Source organism: Streptomyces sp. NBC_01244, assembly GCF_035987325.1.
Classification (GTDB): domain Bacteria; phylum Actinomycetota; class Actinomycetes; order Streptomycetales; family Streptomycetaceae; genus Streptomyces.
In genome coordinates, this window is record NZ_CP108488.1 from 7,028,389 (window position 1) to 7,048,902 (window position 20,514).

Consider the following 20,514-nt stretch of genomic DNA (forward strand, 5'->3'; position numbering starts at 1 on the left):
TGCCGTGGCGCCGGTGCGCTGCTGTCAGGTGTCTTGAGGGCGTGAGAGAAAGTGATGGGGGATATGAAGGACACGGAAGGTCCGGTTGTGCCGGAAGTGGTGGACAGCCCTGCCCTTCGGGCCCAGCCGTCCGGCGGGCTGGCACGGTGGATGCTGCGGCACCAGGTGTAGCCGGTGGGCCGGCCGGTGAAGGGCATGCTGAGCCGCACGCGTGGTGGAAGGTGATGTGCCTGACCGGCGTTGAATACTTCTCCAGCCTCGCCTACGTCCCGGCGATCGCCGCACTTGCCGCCGGGGCGGTTTCGCCGCTGGCGACGCTGCTGATCGTGGCGCTGACACTGCTGGGCATGCTGCCGATGTACCGGCGGGTGGCGAAGGAGAGCCCGCACGGCGCCGGATCGGTGGCGATGCTGGAGGACCCTGCTGCCGTTCTGGCGGGGCAAGCTGATCGTGCTCATCCTCCTCGGCTTCGTGGCCACCTCCTGGATCATCACGATCACCCTCTCCACCGCAGACGCCTCCGTACATGTGGTGGAGAACCCCTTCTTCCCCGCCGTCCTGCACGGCCACGAGGTCGCCCTCACCATCGCGCTGCTGCTGGTCCTCGGAGGGGTGTTCCTGCTCGGGTTCCGCGAAGCGGTCAGCGTCGCCATCCCCCTAGTCGTGGTGTTCCTCGTGCTGAACGCGGTCGTCATCGGCATCGGCCTGACCTACGTGTTCACCACCCCGGGCGCCTGGTCCGCGTGGACCGATGCCCTCGCAGCGGGCGGGGGCGGCTTCGGTGACCTGCTGGGGCCGGCGCTGCTGGTGCTGGTGCTGGGCCTGTCGGGCTTCGAGACCGGCGTGAGCATGATGCCGCTCGTTGCCGCCGACGGGGCGGACGAGGAACAGCGGCTGCGCTCGCGGATCCGCAACACCCGCAGGCTGCGTCTTCACGCCCCGCATCTCAGCATGGACATGCTCACCAGGCGGCCCGGACGGCGATCAGTACCACGATCGAGCGATCACGAACCGAGGAAGATCGGACCTATCTCCCACTTGCAACACCAGAAACGCCATCAGCTCTACCCGTCGTATCACTTAACTCCCTTTGGCTCGCTTCGGGTTGGTCCCGCTGAAAAGAGTGCAGACCACGACGAAACCGATCAGTGCCGGGATGGGCATATGGCCTGCCGGCTGGTCGATGTCGTCGACGTACACCAGGGAGAGGACCGCCCACAGCGGAGTGCCGAGGATGAGCAGGGGATAGGTGTGGCGCTCGCCGAGTCCGCGCATTCCGGCCCACAGCAGCAGGGGCATGAGCAGCCAGGAGGCCACGACGGTGGCGCCGAACTCGGTCAGTCCCGACCATGAGTCCGGGTTGTCGGAACTTTGGTCGCGTGCCCAAGCCAACCCCGTGCTTAAGGTGAAGTGGCAGGCCGCGGTGGCGATGGCGGAGACGGCACCGCCTTTGATGTGCCGTGCGTATCTCATGGTGGTGTCCAGGTGTCAGGGAGCGGGCCCCCACCGGCATCTTCAAGGTGGGGGCCCGCACGGATGTTCCGGGGCTGGTTCGCCGTGGCGATCGTACTGTTTAGCGAAGGCCGCGCTCCATTGCGTCGGCGTAGAGCCGAGCACCGGAGATCTTCGGGTGGAAGGATTTCATCGATGGCTGGATGCCGCCGTTGTCGTATTCCGACTTGCCCGACTCCACGATGCCGTTGATGGTCTCCGGGTCACCACAGATCGCCTTGCCGGCGAACTCTGTGGTCGGGTCGATGAAGGTCGCTCCCGCGGCGGCGGCGGCGTTGCCCATTTCCTTGGCCAGGTGCGGGGCGATGACGTCGTTCAGCCACGGGGCCTCCTCGGTGCCGATGCCCGGCATGCACTGGCCGTTGCCCGAGAGCAGCTTGGGGTAGCCCATAAGAACAATCTTGGCGTTAGGTGCCCTGACTTTGATCTGATTCAGTGCCTTGGTGATACGCGGCTTGACCTCGTCGGTGATCCAGGCCGGCATGAAGTTCTTGAGCGGGCCGCTCATCTGGCCGGTCTTGTCACCGTTGTCCGGGTTAACCTTCTCGATCTCCGCGTCCTGGCACTGCTTCAGGCCGGCGGCGTAGACGCACTCCTGGAACACGGGAGTGAAGAGGGAGTCGTTGCCGCCGATGGCGAGAGTGACCATGTTGGTGTTCTGGTCGAGGTAGCCGAGGTCGATCTGTGGCAGGGAGTCGCTGTTGTACTGCGTCTTCCCGCCGGACCAGATGTTGTACGTGCGGGCACCGGAGCACGCGAGGAACGATAGGTCGACGTTGCCGTACCCGTCGGCGATGGCGCCGATGGAGTTGAGGTTGCCGGGCAGCTTGGTCTGGCGGATCCAGGCGTGCTTGGATCGGTGGCAGCCGTTGCCGGTCTGTGATCCGGTCTCCTCTCGGTAGTCAGTCTCCTTGTAGTAGTCCTTTCCGCCCTCGGTATCGGCGCCTTCGCCGGAGGCGAAGGAGTCACCGAGGCCGACCACGTGCGTGGGCTTTGAGCCCAGCGGCTGGAAGGCGACGGCGTCCCAGGCGATGTCCCTGCCCTCTTCCTGGGTGATGTTCGACAGGGACACCGATGCCTGGCCGGTGAAGTTGAACGTACCCAGGGAGCGCCACTCGTTGGAGCGTATGCGCTGCGGCGCGACACGGTGCGGCGACTGCGAGTCGGTCCCGGACACCGTGTACTTCGCCTGCTGGGAGCGGGCGGCGATGCTTGGCATGTGGACCAGGACGCGGTTCCAGCCCGTGACGGAGGCTGGGGCGATCCAGTTGCCTGTGACCTTCATTCGGTCTGCCTCGGCGGCGCCCGCCTTGCGGGTGGTGCTGAACCACATGTGGTTGCCGTATCCGGCGCTCAGCTGGTGGGTGTCCATGCGGCCGGACGCGGTGGCGAAGTCGAAGCCGAACGAGCCGCCGCTCACCCCGTTTGCCCAGCATCGCCGTGCCTCACTGCCAGCCAGCGGAGTGCCCGTGTTGACGTTGTCCACGACCACCGTTCCGGACGGGAGTCCGGAGCTGCAGCGCGGCAGGTGTGAGTTACCGTCCGCCTCCTCGGGATAGGTGCTGTTGAAGCGGAACAGCTCCTTACCGCACTCGTCGAACTCGCACTTCTTCCACTCCACCTTGCTGTTCCACCAGCACCGGAGGTCGGTGCGCTGGCAAGCGCCTGTGGCGGGAGAGTCGTTGGTGGCGCCGTCCTTGATCTTGGTGGGGTCGCACTCGTTGGCGCTGCTGCAGAACAGGGCGACCGGAGGCTTGACGGTCGTACGGTTCATGGCGGTGGTCCACCATGCAGGCCGGTAGCCGTGGACCATCTTGCCCGGCTCTTCCATGGCCTCGAGCGGGCGGGCCGCCCAGCCGAGGACCTTTTCCGGGTACGGCCAGTACTGCGGCCGCGAGGCGTGGCTGTAGTCGTCGCCGCCCGCCGAGTTCTCCAGGAACGGTGTGCGGTTCGGCTTGTACGTGGGGTTGGCAGGGTTGTTGGCCCAGCCGACGCCCCACTTGCCGGCGTTCGTACCGGAGTCCGACTGCGGGTAGAAGCCGGAGTTGTACGCCCACAGGGCGAAGAACCAGTTTTCCAGACCCTTCGGGTCGCCGTTGTTGACGATCAACCCGGCGTTACGGGTCTGGTTCCACTTCTCGGCGAGGATGTTGACGCCAGCCGCGACGTTCGCGGTGTAGTCCAGCGCCACGGCCTCCTGGTAGGCGCGCGGCTTGGACGGGCGGATCGATCCATCTTCGTACGGCTTATTCGGCAGGCGCATGCCGTCGGTGACCTGCGTGATGCCGTACCCGCAGTCGGCTGCCTTCCAGTTGATCGCCCACGGGTCGCTGACCTGGCCGTGCGCGTCATGCTTGATGCCGTAGTAGTTGCCGATCAGGCTGTTGGCGGTGGTGCCAGGCGCCGCAAAGCGTGTGGCCTGCCACATGTTGGACTCCTGGGCGGTGATGCCAAGGAACACCTGGGCGGGGATACGCCCGCCGCCGGACAGGGGCGTGAGCCCGCCGACAAGGGCATGGGGGTTGTAGGCGCCCATGCCCATGTTCTTCCAGTTCGCCTGCCGGTAGACCTGCTGGTCGAGGGTGCTCTCGATAGCGCGGTTCACGGCCCACTCGATCTGGCGGGGCTTGGGCTGGAACGCCTGCTTCTGCGGGTTGCCGCGCTCCACCGCACAGGTGCGGACGTCCTCGGGCTCCGCGATGGACGTCCAGGCCGGCGAGGATGCGGCGGCCAGCGAGGCCGTCTCGGGCTGCGTCGACGTCTTCTTGGTGTCCGTGGGGCTGAGGCCACTGGGGGCGGGCGAGTTCCCGGCGCCCTCGCTTGGGTCTGGGTTGACGGGGGTCTCGGCCGGGTTGGCCTCCATCACCGGCTTGTTGCCCGTTGGCAGGTGATGCAGGCGGATCTTGGCGGTGCGGGCGTTCTCCTCCACACGAATGCGGTGATCCTTGCCGTCCGCCCACGCGGCGTTGACCGTCGCCCGGCCGGTCGTGGAGGCGGTCGCGTCCTTGTCGACGCCGCCGGGGTTTTTGATGCCCTTGGGCAGGGATCCGACCGTCTTCGCCTTACCGGTGATGATCGCCGTGCCGTCGGCCGTGCGGGTGAGGTCGAATTCGGTGAGCTCACCCTCCGCCACGATCTGGGCGTTGCCGCCGCCGGGCGAGAGGTACTTCACTTTCGATTTCGACCTGGGGGCCCCGGCCGCCCCGCCGCCCGCGCCGGTCTCGGCCGCGGTGTGCTGCCGGTCGAGGAAGGCGACGCCGCCTTCGGCGGTGACGGACAGATTGAAGGGCACGTCGTCCGTCGCGGCGAGGTGCTCGGTGGTCCCGTCGGTGTTGACCTTCACCACCGCGTTACCCTGCGCCGCGAGAATGCCGCGCTTGGTGGGGACGGCGGAGGTGATCTGGCCCTTGAGCTTGATCGGAGCGGACGTCTTGCCCGTACGGGCGTCCACGCCGACCAGACGGGTCTCGCTCTTGTCCGGTGTCGTCTTCTCGTCCGAGAACTGCGAAATGACGGCAGTGTCGCCGGTACCACAGCCAGGGGAGAAGTACGCGAGGCTCGCCTGGTACGGAAGCTTCGCGACCGCTCCGGTGGTCAGGTCGACGGTGGCCGTGAAGGCGCCGCGTGCCATCAGGTCCAGCTTGTTGGTGAACGTACGCGGAGCGTAGGCGACGAGTGCGTGCTTGCCGGACTCGGTGACACAGGCGTTGCCGATCCAGGTGTCGGTTTCGATAAAACCCGGTTCCACCAGTGTCGCGGCGGTCTTCCACTGGTATCCGTCCGCCTCGTCGGCGATCATCAGATGGAATCCGCTGGCGTCACCGATCGTGGTCCAGGCCTTGTCGCGGGACTTCTTGTAGTCGGGGCCGAGGATCTTGCTCCGCTGGTCGGCCGGGACGCGGTCCCTGTTCCCTTCCTTGTCCTCCGGGGCGGTGAGCTCGGGCGATTCGCTCCAGCCGGAGCTGGAGCCGGCCGGTGGACTTGCGGCTATGGCCTGCGTGGCAGTGCCGAACGCGATGACCGAGGCGAGGGCGCAGGACACTGGGACATGCGCGGCTCTTACAAGCCGACGTATGCGCATCAAAGAAATTCCTTGGGTTGTGGTCGGATAACGAAGGCCACCCGCCGGGGATCAGGACGCCAAGCACACCGATTGGCCTGTCACCTTGCTGCTATGGGCGGTGAGTTGAGGCATGCCCGGTGGTTGTGTGTGGGTCAGGGTGGTCGCTGCCATGGGGTGGTGCCGGTGATCTGGTGCCCGGTGGCGTGGCGTTCGGTCATCTCGGGCGGGTGTACAGGTGGCGGCAGGGGCGGAATTGGGGTGAGATTCGGCTGAGGGAGGCGAGGAAACTCTGCGCGCCTCCGACGCTGCGGAAGCCCTTCATGGCCCGCTCTCGTTCCCGAGTAGGCAGATCGGGGTTTTCCGCCCGGTTGCTCAGATATTTCGCGGAGCGGTGCTCGGCTGACGACGTGACCTGGGGTCCCCGCAGACCCCGATCATCTACCTGACAAGCCCCCGCAGACGAGCGCACTCACGACCGCTGATGCGCGGCGCTTTCTTGCACGATGTTTTCAAGGGAGTATTCCTTGCTTGGCAGATATGGGGACTCGCTACGCAAGGCCGTCCGTGGACGAGGCCGGATGGGGAAGTGGCCGGGCAACACGGACGGCTTCGCGAACGAGGAACTCGGGGCGCTGCGCCTTCTGGTGCAGCACTGGGCTCGGGGGACATCGAAGGGTCGCGCACCAGGAGTTGGCCGCAGCTCGCGTCGGTGAAACGGACTACTCGCTATCGAAAGCAGCACTGCTCTGCGCTCAGATCTGTGAACCGGAGCCGTCAGCTGAGCGCTTGCCTGCCGGACAAGCTGACGCAGGCTAAGCCTCTGACGGTCGTCGATCAAAGGGTTTCCAGTCCGTGGATTGTTCCCGAACCGCCTTTGGCTGACAGTCGCCCTGCGGCCGCAGCGCACCTGCCACCCTAATAGTCAGCGCACGCAGGAGCTTTAAGTCTGATCGACTAGATAGAACTGCAACCTCCGGATAAACCAGTTGGCCTGTACTCGCCTCCTCACCCTGCGCCGCAGTCAGGGCCGGCTCGCCTCCGGCTTAGCTGGCGATGGCGAGGTTGCGTGGGCGTCCGCCCTTCTTCACGCCCGGTGCGATTTCTCGGGTTCGGGACAGTGGTTTGGGAGACAGTGAGCCTTTTCCAACCTCACTTTGAGCTGGTCAGATGAAGGGTGAGGACGGCCGGGACGAGGTTGGTGATCCGGGTGGTTGAGCACCGCAGTTTGCGGAGGAGTCGCCAGGCCTTGAGGGTGGCGACGGCCTGCTCGACGAAAGCTCGGATCTTGGCCTGCCCCGTTCTCAGGGAGCATTCGCCCGCAGCCGATGCACACGGAGCACCGGGGCGGCGCACTTTCCAGCCAAAATCAGCTACACCACCCCACGGGGCGCCATCTGCGTGTGAAAATCCTTCGCACGCGAATGATCTAAGGTGAACGGATTCCCAATGAAGTTATCAAGCGCCTCTGGTGACTCGCTGTGAGTGTGCCAGCCGAACGTGGCTGGGCCGGGCGGCACGGTGACTTCGACTGTGCGGACATCGCAGATGAGGGCCGACAAGACGTTCAGGCGGTGGCCTGCGAGGGCAATGACGGCCTGCCTCCTGTGGCCCTTGCCCTCGGCCCTCTTACGGTCGAAGAAGGCCTTCACATTGGGGCGGCAGCGGGCGGCGACCATCGCGGACATGTAGACAGCCCGCAGCAGGCGTCGGTATCGGCGCGGGCTTCGCATGTTGCCGCTGATCCATCCCGAGTCCCTCGGGACGGGAGCCAGGTCGGCGACGCTGGCGAGGCGGTCGGAGGTGCCGAAGACGCTCATGTCGCCGCCGGTGTGGGCGATGAACTCTGCTCCGAGGACAGGGGCGATGCCTGGCATGCTCAGAATGACCTCAGCGTGTCGGTAGTCGCGCAACCGGCCCTCGATCAGGGCGTCGATCTCAGCGATCTCCTCATCGAGGGCCATCACCTCCCTGGCAAGCTTGGCCACCACCGTGGCGGCCAGTTCCTCCCCGATCACAGCGGTGTGCTGGGCCTCGGCGGCCTCGACCGCGCTGCTGACAACGAGCTTGCAGTTGGGGACCTTCCGGTTCTTCAGCTACTCCGCGAGCCGGTTCTTGCCGATCGGGCGCAGGGCAGCCGACAGCTTGCGCGTTCCAGAGGCATCGGTCACCACGGAGTGGTTATCGGCCTTGCCCGCATCCCGGCCCAGAGTTCGGGCACGGCCACCGCCGAAGTCGTTCCAGTACCGACCCCAGTAGACGACCTCGCCAGCGTGTCCTTACCGAACGATCTTGTCGCGCGCATCTCATGAGTGGTCGAGTCGTCGCGGGATGCCGGGCGGTCAATCCGTTCAAGCCACCAGAAGACTGGTGAACGCAAAGCCACACCCGGCATCCCTGGGTCCCCGACCCTACGAGTGACCGGAATCAATCCACCAAGAACGTAAGGACAAAAATGCGTAGAGCAATCACAGTAGCGGTCGGGATTTCGGCCGCACTTGCTGTGTCGTTGGGCAGCGCCTCTGTCGCGTCAGCCGAGGATCCCGCAGGAGATTACTACAATCTGCATTACCCGGAAGCTTGCGATGACCCCTATAGATCCGGCTTCAAGTTTCACATTTACTATAATTCTGCACAAAGTGGCGCGTACAGGAATATTGGTTATTCCGTATATAACTTCGATGTATTGCGGGATGGTAGTGGCAGCTACTACCCACTTAGATTCTGCTCTGGAGGCGTTAGTAGCCCATGGCCTGGGTCAGGGCAAAGAATCAAGAACAACGCCGCGTCGGGTGAGAATGAGCACTACAAATATACGGCTCGGGTTTACTTCTCTAGTGGCTACAAAGGGGTTTATGACGCCATGGCGCCCTATCAGCATATCGATCAATTCGTGAACGTCTACAACGAAAACGCATCCTTCGCGTGGGCCTGAATATTCGAATGGAAGCGCGGAAGTCCAAATTGCGACTCGGGGTTAGGGGAAAGAAGAAGTGAGCGTTAAGAGAATGGCTATCAAGGTGGCAATTCCGGTACTGGCGGCTGCTGGGGTAGGAGCAGCCGCCATCGCCGGGTGGTCGGCGGACGCGCCCTCGGGCAACGGCAAGTCATCGTCGGCTGGCTTGGCTGGCCAAGCGGCGCCGGCCATGCCGCAGGCATACGTCGGGGATCCGGGAAATCCCGCGACGTGGAGACTGCCTATCGAGGCGTACATGCCGACCAGGGCGGAGACCCGGCTTATCAGCGGGGCGCGGGACAGTCTGATCGACGAGTGCATGAAGGGCGCTGGTTATGAGAAGTGGTCTCCGGCGCCGGATCTGCCTACTCTGGGCGGCAAGACGCTGACAGACTGGCGGTACGGGATCCACGACGCCGAGAAGGCAGCCGAGCGGGGCTACCACCCGGACGCCGCCGAGCAGAAAGCTTACGACGAGGCCCAATTGGTGGGGGCTGTGGATATCTCCGGCGCGGACGAGGGGACCCTGAGGGGCTGCGTCCAAGCGGCCGACGGACAGGTCCCTGCAGCGCAGCCGAATCCTTTGGTGCAAAAGATCAATGGCGAAGTGCACAAGAAGGCGGCCAAGAACCCGAAGGTGATTGCGGTGTTCGCCAAGTGGTCGTCGTGCATGAAGGCAAAGGGTTACTCGTACGAGAAGCCGATGGATGCCAATGACGACCCGCGCTTCTCCGACCCTTACAAGGTGACAGAGCTGGAGATCGCCACTGCGAAGGCCGACGTCGCGTGCAGGGACCTCCACGACGTCGAGAAGATCTGGTTCGATAGTGAGGTTCCGCTTCAGCAGCAATCCATCAAGGAGAACCAAGCCCCCTTGGACGGGGTGAAGGCGGAGAACAAGTCTGCGGTCGACAAGGCGTCCCGCCTCTAACCTCCGGATCGCATATTTGGCCTGAACGGACCTGTCGGATTCCACAGGCTGCGAGAGAGCCCAAAAAGCGGGGGTTGGACATTACGGACTCGACGGCGAATGGCGGAACGCTCATGTACCGCCTGATCGGCCGAAAGACTACAGGTACTCCATCAACCGACAAGTCACCAATCGTCGCGGCACCAAGCTGATGATTGTGCTCGGGGTCCCGTCGATCGCAGCGATGAGAACGGTCGGCTCGAAGTGGACGAGAGCTTGGTGAACCGGGTGGCCACCGCCCGGGAAGCCTGACTGCTCATAGCGTGCCGTCGTGAGCGCGGCCAGAGCGGGCTCCCGGGCTTTAAGACGTCGTATCTTATGGTGTGATCGTTCGTTGAACCGTGCATGACGGATCTGGTTGAGCGGCTGGTGCCGGACGAGTTGTGGGTGTTGTTCCGGCGGGTGGTGCCGCCGACGGAGGTCATACGTCCGCAAGGTGGCGGCCGGCGTCGAGCGGGTGACCGCGAGGTATTGGCCGCGATCATCTTCGTGGCAACCTCGGGCTGCACATGGCGGCAGCTACCGCCGGTGTTCGGCCCGAGCTGGCAGACGGTCTACCGACGCTTCGCCCAGTGGAGCCGGGCCCGGGTCTGGGCCCGCCTCCACCGCATCATCCTCGACGAACTCGGGGCCCGCGGGGAACTGGACTGGTCGCGCTGCGCGATCGATTCGGTCAGCATGCGGGCCGCAAAAAGGGGGCCTCTGACGGGACCGAATCCGACCGACCGTGGCAAGCATGGATCGAAAATCCACCTGATCACCGACCGGAACGGACTGCCGCTCTCGCTGGGCATTTCCGGCGCGAACATGCACGATAGCCTTGGTCTAGAACCGCTCGTGCGGGGTATCCCGCCGATCCGGTCCCATCGAGGGCCGCGTCGACGGCGCCCCGTCAGGCTCCACGGAGACAAGGGCTACGACTACGATCACCTGCGTCGTCGATGGCTCCGCAAACGCGGCATCCGCCATCGCATCGCCGCAAAGGCATCGAGTCCTCACAACGGCTCGGCCGCCACCGATGGGTCGTCGAACGGACCGTGTCCTGGCTCGCCGGCTGCCGTCGGCTCCACCGCCGCTACGAGCGCAAGGCAGAACACTTCCTGGCCTTCGTCGGCATAGCCGCAGCTCTCATCTGTAACCGCCGATTGGCCACCCTGCTCAGGGCCTGAGCCGGTTCTCCTGCACGTCGAAACAGACCAGTCCCATCGAGTCCGCCAAGTCCGCCGCGTAGGCCGAAGCTTCCTCGGCCCTGCTCCAGCCCATCCCGAAGTACATGAGCGGACCGCTTGCACTCTCGATCAACGGCCCGACCGACCAGGGCGAGGTCTCATCCTCGTCCTCGGTGATGTCGCACCACCGCTCCAGCAGCGCGGCAACGTAAGCAGCAATGCGTTCAGACGGAGGCTCCAGGGCCTCACCGTCGAGATAACGGTCGTGCAAGACGTTGAAGACGCGGCCAGCGGTCTTGCCGTCCGCCGGTCGCTCGCCTTCCCAGACAGCCAGGTCGTAGCTCATGCCCGGAGACTTTCACACCACGCTGACACCCATCTGGCCCGGTCATCAGCACCCGCTAAGGCCAAAAGGAACGACGTCTTAGCCCGCGGGGGCGGCCGAGGGGGCGGTGGGCTCGGTGTGCCGTGCTTCCGTCGCCGCGATCACCCTCTGCCGGGCCAGCCGCCGGGCCTGCCTGAGCTTCACGTCGGCCAGGAGGAGGGGGAGGTACCAGAGCCAGCCCCATACGCTGTAGGACAGCACCCCGCTCAGCACCAGCGCCTTGTTGGTGGCCAGGACCAGCCCGAACGTGACGACGTACGAGGCCACCCGGTGACGGATCACGAGCCGGAGCGGTGCCCGCCAGCGGCCGGCCAGCAGTTCCATCGCGGCCGTCACCTCGGCTGTCCGCAGGTCCTCGGGATGGGCGGGCGCCCGGCCGCCCTGCTCCAGTGCGATGGCGACATCGGCGCTGTGGGAGGTCAGAGCCGCCCGCTCGGCCCGCGCGGTGGACGTCTTCTCCCGCAGGTCCTGCCAGTAGCCCCGCCCGGCCCAGCTCAGCGCGTCCTCCACACGGGCCGCTTCGGGCGACCCGGGTGGCGCCAGCTCGGCGATCCGCTCCTTGAGCGGACCCACCTTGCCGCCGCGCCGCGGATGCGTCCAGTTGTCGGCCCGCAGGCAGAGCTCCAGGTACGAGACGAGCAGTCCGAGGTCGTCGGGCCACCGTGCGAGCCCCGCCGTGTAGGCCGCCTCCGCCTCCGCGTCGTGGTCGTCCTCGTCCTCCGCGGCGTGCGCGAGTCCGAGCCACCGGTAGAGCACCGGATCGGGGCCGAGCTCGGCCAGGCCGGATTCGGCCAGGGTCCGAACCTTGGTGAAGCCGCCCACCGCGAAGAGCTCCTCGCAGCGTACGGCGTAGTCGTCGTGTGTCATGGTTCCCGCCCCAGTCGATCAGTACGGTTACTTTCAGCCACACGAACCCGCTCGTCAAGGTCAGACCTGGCCCGTCCACGAAGAGCTCGATCCCGGTGATGAAGACGCTCTCCCGCGAGGCCAGGAACAGGGCCGCCGCGGCCACCTCCTCGGCGCCGCTCTGCGGGCGGTTGGACATTCCGATCCATACCGACTCGGAAGACACGCGCCGCTGCGGCAGTCGTGGTCGTGGAACTCGCGCGAGCGTTGATCCGTGGAGGAGGTGCTTGACCTGCTCGGTTAGGAATGACAGCTGCCGAAATTGACGGCCTTGGACAACGCCTGATCATTACGGAGCGTGAGGCAGGCCCTTGGGGTTACGAGTTGTTACGCACCTCGTAACCCCATGTACGACTCTGCCCGGAAACCCTCCCCGGCAGACGCGGCTGTCAGGAGTGCAAGGGCTGGGAGGGCCGCACGTTCAAGGACAACCGAGCCGAGCTCGCGGGAACCCCCGCGGTCGTTCCCGTCCCACGGCCGGCCCCCGACACGCCGGAGCCGGCCTGCGCGCACGGGAGACCTTCGTGGAAGAACTGTTCGACGCGCTGCTGGATGAACTGGGCTTCCCTGAAACCGCCCACTCCGCACCGCAGCCATAAGAAACGACGTCTAAGCTTGTTCTTTTTCTTCCGGCCTCGAACGGTGTCTCGAACTGAGTCGCTCACCTGGGAATTCGCCGGACGTGGGAGCGGCCTTCGTCTGATCATGTGCTCCGACCAAGGTGCACGTGACCACGACGAAGGCCGTGAAGTGAGTCTGCTGCCTGATGCTGTTCGGAGGGAAGCGTTCGCGGAAGCGTCACGCTTCCGGGGTGAGTTCTATGAGTGTCTGACCGCTCGGCGTGACGAACTGTTCGAGCTGACGGACGCGGTGTTGTGCGTCGACGGGCCGGTGGTCTCGCCGGTGGACCTGACGCTGGTGCCTGAGCACCGTCGTGGGCACGGAGCGTTGTACGGAGCCCTCAACCATGGCCGGATCGACGTCGACAGGTTGCGGTCCTTGCTGGCCGACATGCCCCTGCCGCGCTTCGACGGTGGTCGTCTGGTGCTGGCGGTCGATGTGTCGCCGTGGCTGCGGTCGGACGTGCCGTGCTCGGCGGACCGGCTGTTCTGCCATGTTTACGGCCGAGCGAAGTCCGCGTCGCAGTTCATCCCGGGCTGGCCGTACTCCTTCGTCGCCGTCCTGGAGCCCGGCGCCACGTCGTGGACCGGAATCCTGGACGTGGTCCGGCTCGGGCCCGAGGACGACGCGACCGCAGTCACCGCAGCCCAGCTCAGGGCCGTGGCCGAACGGCTCATCGCAGCCGGCCAGTGGACGCCCGGAGACCCGGACATCACGATCGTCATGGACGCCGGCTACGACGTCACCCGCCTGGCCTGGGTGCTGCGCGATCTCCCCGTCGAGCTGGTCGGGCGGATCCGCAGCGACCGGGTGATGCGTCTGCCGAAACCACCGAGAATGCACGGCATCAATGGCCGGCCGCCCAAGCACGGGCCGGAGTTCCGCTTCGCCAAGCCCGAGACCTGGCCCTAACCGGCGATCACCACGGCCACCGACACGGTGAACTACGGAAAGGCCGAGGCCCAGGCGTGGGACCGGGTCCACCCGAGACTGACCCACCGCTCGGCCTGGCTGGACCACGACGGCGAACTCCCCATCGTCGAAGGCACCCTGGTCCGATTGAAAGTCGAGCACCTCTCGAAGGAACGAGACGCCCCGCCAGTGTGGTTGTGGTCCTCGAAGACCGGCGCCGCCCCCGCGGACGTGAACCTGTGCTGGCAGGTGTTCCTAAGGAGATTCGATCTGGAGCACACGTTCCGTTTCGGGAAACAGACGCTCGGCTGGACCACCCCGAAAGTCCGCACACCCGAGGCAGCAGACCGCTGGACCTGGCTCCTGGTCGTCGCCCACACCCAGCTCCGCCTCGCCCGGCCGCTGGCCACCGATCTCCGCCGGCCCTGGGAGAAGCCAGCCAAGCCCGAACGCCTCACCCCGGCCCGGGTCCGCCGCGGGTTCAGGAACATCCGCGCCCACCTGCTCTGCCCGGCCCGTGTTCCTCAACCAACTGGAACCGGCCCGGGACGACCCCTCGGCTCGAAGAACCGGCGGCCCGCCACCCGCTACGACGTCGGCAAAACCGTCAAACGCCCCGAGAACCTCAAGGCCATCGGCAAGCCTGGAAGATCTTGGTAGATAAAGAAAAGCTAAGAAGAACACGGCGAGTCCCACAAGGAGGTCCGCGAGCCGGTTGGACGCCCATGCGCAACCTCGCCATCGCCGCCGGCGAGGCTGGAGGTGAGCCAGCCCTGACTGCGTAGCGGGGTGATGAGGCGAGTCCAGGCCAACTGGTTTATCCGGAGGTTGCACTTCTAATTGGTCGATCACGCCTGAAGTCCCTGCGTGGGCTCACTATTGGGGTGGCAAGTGCGCTGCTGGCGTAGGGCGACTGTCAGCCATAGGCGGTCCGGGAACGGTCCGCGGGCTGGAAACCCTTTGATCTACGACCGTCAGAGTTTTAGTCTGCGTCAGCCCGGTGAACGATCGCGTGAAGTGCCGGCGGTTTCGTTCGGGGGAGCCAGTCTGGTGGCTTATGTTCAGATATCTGTGATCTGACGATGCGACTGCGGTGGTCGCCATTCGAAAGTGAAGTCCTCATCAATCATGGAATCACTTACGGCATCACTCGCTGAGCATCTTACGATCCAGCTAACCCGTATCGCTGGTGCGGATTCCAGCGATGTTTCACATCTCCCCGTGATTTCCTCGCGTTCGTTGCGGAAATCCATAGCAGAAAAGAGAGTTCATCGTGAATAAGGGAATCGTTCGAGTCTCTACCATTTGTTCCGCTCTGGTAGTTTTCGCGGGGGTTGTCACTGTCTCGCAGTCGGCAAGTGCTGCGCAGACCTGCACGGCGAACGGAACGGCCTTCTCCATGTTCGGCATCGTCCCCGAGGCCAGCTTGGATTCTTCGGTATGTGCCGAGGTGGTTCCGGATAACAAGGTCCGCGGTAAGGCCACGGTGGGGTGGGAATTCCTCAATGATGGTCAGTCCGACATGACCAGTAAGCGTTTTAATTCGTTCAAGATAACCACCCGCCTGGAGAGTCGTGATGAGAGTGGCGCTGATCACGTAATACTGAGCAAGACGTGCGATTTCACCATCGACATCAACAGCCGGCCCGTCAGCCTGCCTACGGTCTTCCAGTGCGCCACTGGGGCCCTGGCGCTTGACGGCCAGACCCGATGGTCTGGGGATGCAACCATCGTCTATGACATCGCTGGTGACACCAAGGGAGCCGTCACGTGGCAGCTCAATGGGTCGCCGATCATGAGCTAGTACTGTGACCGGATCGGTTGCGCCATTCGGATTCCCCGCGCCGCTTGGAAATGAGTTCTTCAGGCAGGGGAGAGATTCGGGCGACGCAACCGGATTCGGTTCCATGGGGTTGGAGGACCACCCGCCCCTCTGTGAGCCTCAGGTGAATGAACGATCTCACCTGCGGCTCTGGCGTGTCCGGTGACTGGTGTGCCGTCAGGCGGGCCGGGCTGCCTCTGTCTCTGTTCGTCCGGCGTCCCCTAATGAGCTCGTGCATGGTGTCGGTGCGACGCTGGCTCGTGATCCCTGATCATGTTCGTGTGGTGGGGAACGTGCAGCGATCATCAGCGACCTGAGGATCGCAGGGCTCTCAGCCGATGCGATCGCCGAACTCATTGCCGAGATAGGCCCGTTATGGCGCGAATGGCATCAGGAAGGACTGGAGTCCAGGCCGCGGAAGCGGGCCCTCGGTGCCGGCGCGAAGCACCGGCTGGTCTTCATCGACCACAACCAGACGAACGGAGAGGGCGTTTGTGCCATCTTCGACAACCACCTGAGCACTGCCAAGTACTTGAAGTTGAAGGTGTGCGACTACAAGGTCTCACCCACGTGTGTCACGGATGAGGGCAGCTTCACTCAGTATGCCGGCCCGGTTCGCATGCAGGTTTCCACCTACTGCGCGCAACGGCCATTGCGGTTATGAAGAACACGAAGACCTCCACCACGGCGCTCATTGACCGCAAGGTTGACGCTCGCCCGTGCAACTGACGACCGGTCGCGGTCGCGCCCCGCAGTCGAGCATGGCGTAGGAGCCTGCGACAACGTGGTCAACGCGGATCGTGAGGTCGAGCCGAAGTCCTTCCCGCGGGAATGATCCCTTCGTGACACCCCCGCCGTCCTAGTCGCACGGTGGGGATTCGGTGACCTGTGAATTTCCGGCACATGTCATCACCAAGTACCGGTCGGGTACTCCACGTCGGGTCCTTCCCTCTCCTTCCATGAGAGAGCGAAGATTGAACCGAATGACTCTGCGGCGGGCACGGATACCCGTGACCGCTGCCATCACCCTGTCGTTGGCTGCGGGTGTGGCCACCACGCCGGCCGTCGCGGCCCCGCCGCCAGCCCCGAAGCCCGCGGACGGCTGGAGCAGCCCCTCCCCGGGGGCGCCGGGCGCCAAGCCCGAAGCCGTTCCCGAGGAGGAGCGGACTGCCACGCTCGGCAAGGACTACCGCGGTTCCAAGGACCGTGTGTGGACCACGTCCGGCGACGGCACTGGCTTCCACCTGCTGCTCGCCGACCATAAGGACGGCTATAGATGGCGCACCGCCGCCACGCTGTCCGAGCCCGGTTTCGACACCGACACCTGGATCGGCAACGCTTGTCTGACCCAGTCGGGTACGCACGCGGCCGTCGCGTACGCACCGCGTACGTTCACCAACAAGCCCGAGCTGATGGCGCGCGGCGCGTTCACCGCGATCGTTGACCTGAAGACCGGCCGCGTGACGAAGCTGCCCCTGCAGTCCAGCCTCGGCTACTTCTCCCCGGGCTGCGGCACCGGAGACCAAGCCGTCTTCTCGCAGTTCGCCGACGAGACGGCTCCGAAGAACGAGACGCGACTCGTCACCGTGGACGCACCGACGGCAAAATCCAACGTGCTGACGGTGCCCGGTCAGGTCACCTCGGCCATCCCCGTGAACGGCGAGATCGTCGCAGCGCAGGGCCCGAGTTTGATCAGGGTCGCAGCCGACAACAAGGTGAAGTCCATTAAGCGGACGTCGGCCGTCCCATTCCAACTGTCGGCCGACTCCGACGGCGGCGTGACGTACATCGACCGCGTTGAGGCCGGCAAGAAGCCCGTGGCCGAGAACGCTGTCATCGCCGCCGCCTCCGACGCGACGGGCTCCGTCAACCGGATCACGGCGGACGACATCAGGAAGTCCGACGGCAAGGCCGCTGGCGCCCAGGTGGCGGTCGGCAGGCTGGAGGCCTTCGACCTGGCCCGCACGTCCTCCGGGACGGTGTACGTGACCGGCAAGGCGGTCAGCCTCGGCCGGTTACCGAGTGCGTTGAAGAATCCTGGTGGCATCGCCAAAGAGGCCACGGTCTCCTCGGACGGCAAGGCCGCCGTCACGACCCGCTGGGCTGACGGGAATGACTCCCGTGTCCGGCCCGAGGACGCGCTGAGCGCCCGTACCGCCCGCACCGAGCTCAGGGTTCTGGACACGGGCAAGACCGTCGAGCTCGACGCTGTCCCACTCGCCGACCCCATTGGCGGCGAGAAGGCCGTCAAGGACGGTCAGGACACCTCCCCTGCTCTGAAGTTCGGCGCCACCCCGGCTCCGCAGGAGTCCATCGTTGCGCAGGGCGTTGCCGATGTGATCGCCGCCGCTCCAGGCAACGACACGGTAGACGCGGACCGTTACTGCTCGGTGCCGCGCAACTCCCCCCGCAAGCAGGCCTTCCAGCCCACGCCGCGGCAGGTCGAGTGGGCGGTCAACCAGACCGTCATCGGCCAGCTGAACAAGGGCGCCACGCGTCCGTCGAACTGGAAGAACACGGGCATGGCCGCGTACGCGCCGCAGACCCTGTTCCCGCTCACGACGCTGGGCGGCGACCCGAACGGCGCGCCGGACCGCGCCGACGAATGGCACGTCCCCTCGCAGGTGATGCTTGGCATCACCGCGCAGGAGTCGAACATGTGGCAGGCCACCCGCTACGCGGTGCCCGGCGTCACGGCCAACTCCCTCATCGGCAACTTCTACGGGCACAAGGTCGCCTCCAATGGCCAGCAGCAGGATCCGTGGGCCATCAACTGGGCGGATGCGGACTGTGGTTACGGCATCACGCAGGTCACCGACGGGATGCGCGTCCACGGGCGCGAGAAGAAGGGCGAGGCTCCGAAGACGACTGTCCAGCAGGAGGCCATCGCCCTCGACTATGCGGCGAACATCGCGGCGGGTGTGAACATCCTCATCGAGAAGTGGAACTCCACCCGGCGCGATGGGATGGTCATCAACGACGGTCACCCCAAATACATCGAGAACTGGACGTACGCCCTCTGGGCTTACAATGCCGGCTACTACGCGGCCTCGACGGCGTCCCAGAACGGCGGCAAGTGGGGCGTGGGCTGGACCAACAACCCGGCCAACCCGCTGTGGAAGGCCAACCGCACACCGTTCCTGGAGGACGCGAGCGGGGGTGACGCGTACTACCACGCGGCAAACCCCCAGCACTGGCCGTACCAGGAGAAGGTGATTGGTTGGGCCGCCCGCCCGATCTCCGCGATGGCCAAGCCGGGCACCTTCGCCCCCGGCTACCGTGCGGCATGGTGGACCACCAATCCGGACCGCACGCGGGTGATGCCTCCGATCGGGCTGTTTTGCAACGCTTCCAACAACTGCGACAAGTCCAAGATCAGTAACACCGACTCGAACAAGACCGGCCAGGGTGCCTGCCTGCTGCCGGGCGACCCGGACACCACGAACCCGCTCTACCTGAAGTGCTGGTTCCACAGCGCCGCGAAGTGGAAGGACTGCAAGAACGCCGAGTGCGGCAACGCGGTCCACCGGTTCGACACCACCTACCCGGAGCAGCCGGACGAGAGCTCCTACCCACCGCGCTGCACCATCGGCCTGCCCGAGGGTACTTTCGTGATCGACGACCTACCAGCCGGCGTCAGCCCGGCAGGCGGTTCCCCGCGCAACTGTGCGAGCACGGATTCGGCCGGTTCCTTCCGGTTTGCCTTCGCGGGTACCAACGGCGTGTATCCGTCCAAGATCGACACGCACCAGATCGGTGCCGGATTCCGCAACCACTTCTGGTTCGCCCACACCCGAGACAAGGCCACTGCTGACGGCAGCCGGCTGTTCGTGTCCGGCACCTGGACGCTGAACAAGCCCAACCGAGGATGGATGCGCGTCTGGACCCACATCCCGGACCACGGCGCCCACACGCGTCAGGCTGCCTACCAGGTCAAGGGCACCAACTCCACGAGCCCCGTCCGTGTCCAGCCGCAGCGCGTGCTGGCCAACAAGTGGGCCGACCTCGGTGTCTTCTACTTCACCGGCACCCCGCAGGTCACCCTCGACACCAACGCCCGTGGCGGTGACGGAACCGAGGACATCGCCTGGGACGCCGTGGGCTTCCAGCCCCTCGCGGCCAAGCCGGCGAACTTCGTGGTCGCCATGGGTGACTCGTACTCCTCCGGTGAAGGCGCCTCCGTGTCGGGCGGCGGCGACTACTACAAGGAAACTGACCTCTTCGGCACGGACAAAAAGCTGCGCAACGCCTGCCACCGGTCCAAGAACGCCTGGTCCCGTCAGGCCACCCTGCCCGGGTACACCAAGTCGATCGGCGCGATGTCCGATGCCGCCGACGCCAGAATGGACTACCACCTGATCGCCTGCTCCGGCGCTCAGACGGAGAACATCCTCTCCAACAGCGCGACGGGGCCGACCAACGCCGACGGGCAGAAGGGAAACCTCTCCTACGGCGAGCTCCCCCAGCTCGACAAGGGATACCTCGACCAGAACACCAGCCTGGTGACCGTGTCCATCGGCGGCAACGACGCACGGTTTGGGGACGTCCTCAAGGAGTGCGTCTTCGCGGCCGGCCTCGTTCCCTGCCAGGACGCAAAGCTCAGCGGTATGTCGGAGCCGCTCAAGGTCACCGAACCGAGGCTGATCAAGGGCCCGGTGCGATCCTCGATCCACACCACGCTCTTGGAGATCGCCAAGCGCGCACCCAACGCCAAGATCGTGCTGATGGGATACCCACCCCTCCTGTCGGGCACCGGAGGCTGCGTCCCGGGCATCGGTACGGCGGAGACCCCCTGGCTCAACGAGATCGGCGCTCTGCTGGTCAAAGAGATGAAGAACGCGGTCGCGGACGCCAAGGCGAGCGGCAATGTGAAGGCTTGGTTCTCCGACCCCACGAAACCCTTCTACGGCCATGCGATCTGCGGCAACCCCGAGACGATCCATGGCATCGTCAACGACAAAACGCCTGGCGATGTGGGTGGTGTCCCGCCCTCGGCGCAGTCCTTCCACCCAAAGACCGCAGGTGCCCGGCTGTATGCGAACTCCCTGCAGGACACGCTGAGGAACGACGTGAAGTAGACGTGAAGTAACAGCCTGAGGGGGGCCTGAGTATCCGTACTCAGGCCCCCTGCCTTGTTCCCTGGAAGGCTACTCCCCATGACTAAGGCATACAGCGTTCTTGGCAGCGCCTTAACAGGTGCT

The 20,514-nt window shown here is 65.2% G+C and carries 8 protein-coding genes and 4 pseudogenes; 6 read left to right on the top strand and 6 right to left on the bottom strand.

The window, feature by feature from the left end; translation table 11 throughout:
- Positions 1-450: 450 nt before the first annotated feature.
- A complete protein-coding gene (locus OG247_RS31540; protein WP_327255353.1) occupies positions 451-1,353 on the top strand; it encodes a hypothetical protein in 903 nt (300 codons plus the stop codon).
- Between the two features lie 220 nt (positions 1,354-1,573).
- Here the strand turns inward: OG247_RS31540 and OG247_RS31545 are convergent, their stop codons facing one another.
- The 4 genes and pseudogenes from OG247_RS31545 to OG247_RS31555 all read right to left on the bottom strand — a co-directional run.
- Complete coding sequence (locus OG247_RS31545; RefSeq protein WP_327255354.1) at positions 1,574-5,593, bottom strand: golvesin C-terminal-like domain-containing protein; 4,020 nt, start codon at positions 5,591-5,593, stop codon at positions 1,574-1,576.
- A 134-nt stretch (positions 5,594-5,727) separates the two neighbouring features.
- Positions 5,728-5,990: pseudogene (locus OG247_RS44925) on the bottom strand (IS6 family transposase); the annotation flags it as partial.
- A 734-nt stretch (positions 5,991-6,724) separates the two neighbouring features.
- Positions 6,725-6,868, bottom strand: a pseudogene (locus OG247_RS31550) (IS5/IS1182 family transposase); the annotation flags it as partial.
- A 245-nt stretch (positions 6,869-7,113) separates the two neighbouring features.
- Positions 7,114-7,668: pseudogene (locus tag OG247_RS31555) on the bottom strand (transposase); the annotation flags it as partial.
- Positions 7,669-8,580: 912 nt separating this feature from the next.
- On the opposite strand from OG247_RS31555, the gene OG247_RS31560 reads away from it, so the two are divergent.
- Both OG247_RS31560 and OG247_RS31565 read left to right on the top strand, forming a co-directional pair.
- Positions 8,581-9,459 (top strand): hypothetical protein, encoded by an 879-nt coding sequence (locus OG247_RS31560; RefSeq protein ID WP_327255355.1) that lies wholly within the window; start codon positions 8,581-8,583, stop codon positions 9,457-9,459.
- 384 nt (positions 9,460-9,843) lie between these two features.
- Positions 9,844-10,667 (top strand): IS5 family transposase gene (locus tag OG247_RS31565; protein WP_327255356.1). Its coding sequence is split into 2 segments (ribosomal slippage): positions 9,844-10,474 and positions 10,474-10,667, totalling 825 coding nucleotides; the frame shifts between segments, so codons are not numbered across the junction.
- On the opposite strand, the gene OG247_RS31570 is transcribed toward OG247_RS31565, so the two are convergent.
- Both OG247_RS31570 and OG247_RS31575 read right to left on the bottom strand, forming a co-directional pair.
- A complete protein-coding gene (locus OG247_RS31570; RefSeq protein ID WP_327255357.1) occupies positions 10,657-11,013 on the bottom strand; it encodes a hypothetical protein in 357 nt (118 codons plus the stop codon). The genes OG247_RS31565 and OG247_RS31570 overlap by 11 nt on opposite strands.
- Before the next feature lie 78 nt (positions 11,014-11,091).
- A complete protein-coding gene (locus OG247_RS31575; protein WP_327255358.1) occupies positions 11,092-11,919 on the bottom strand; it encodes a hypothetical protein in 828 nt (275 codons plus the stop codon).
- A 744-nt stretch (positions 11,920-12,663) separates the two neighbouring features.
- Between OG247_RS31575 and OG247_RS31580 the strand changes: the two are divergent.
- The 3 genes and pseudogenes from OG247_RS31580 (at position 12,664) to OG247_RS31590 (ending at position 20,391) form a co-directional block, all read left to right on the top strand.
- Positions 12,664-14,151, top strand: a pseudogene (locus tag OG247_RS31580) (NF041680 family putative transposase).
- A gap of 739 nt (positions 14,152-14,890) precedes the next feature.
- The gene (locus tag OG247_RS31585; RefSeq protein ID WP_327255359.1) at positions 14,891-15,295 is read left to right on the top strand and encodes a hypothetical protein; all 405 of its coding nucleotides are present in this window, start codon (positions 14,891-14,893) and stop codon (positions 15,293-15,295) included.
- Positions 15,296-16,323: 1,028 nt separating this feature from the next.
- The gene (locus tag OG247_RS31590; RefSeq protein ID WP_327255360.1) at positions 16,324-20,391 is read left to right on the top strand and encodes an SGNH/GDSL hydrolase family protein; all 4,068 of its coding nucleotides are present in this window, start codon (positions 16,324-16,326) and stop codon (positions 20,389-20,391) included.
- Positions 20,392-20,514: the final 123 nt, after the last annotated feature.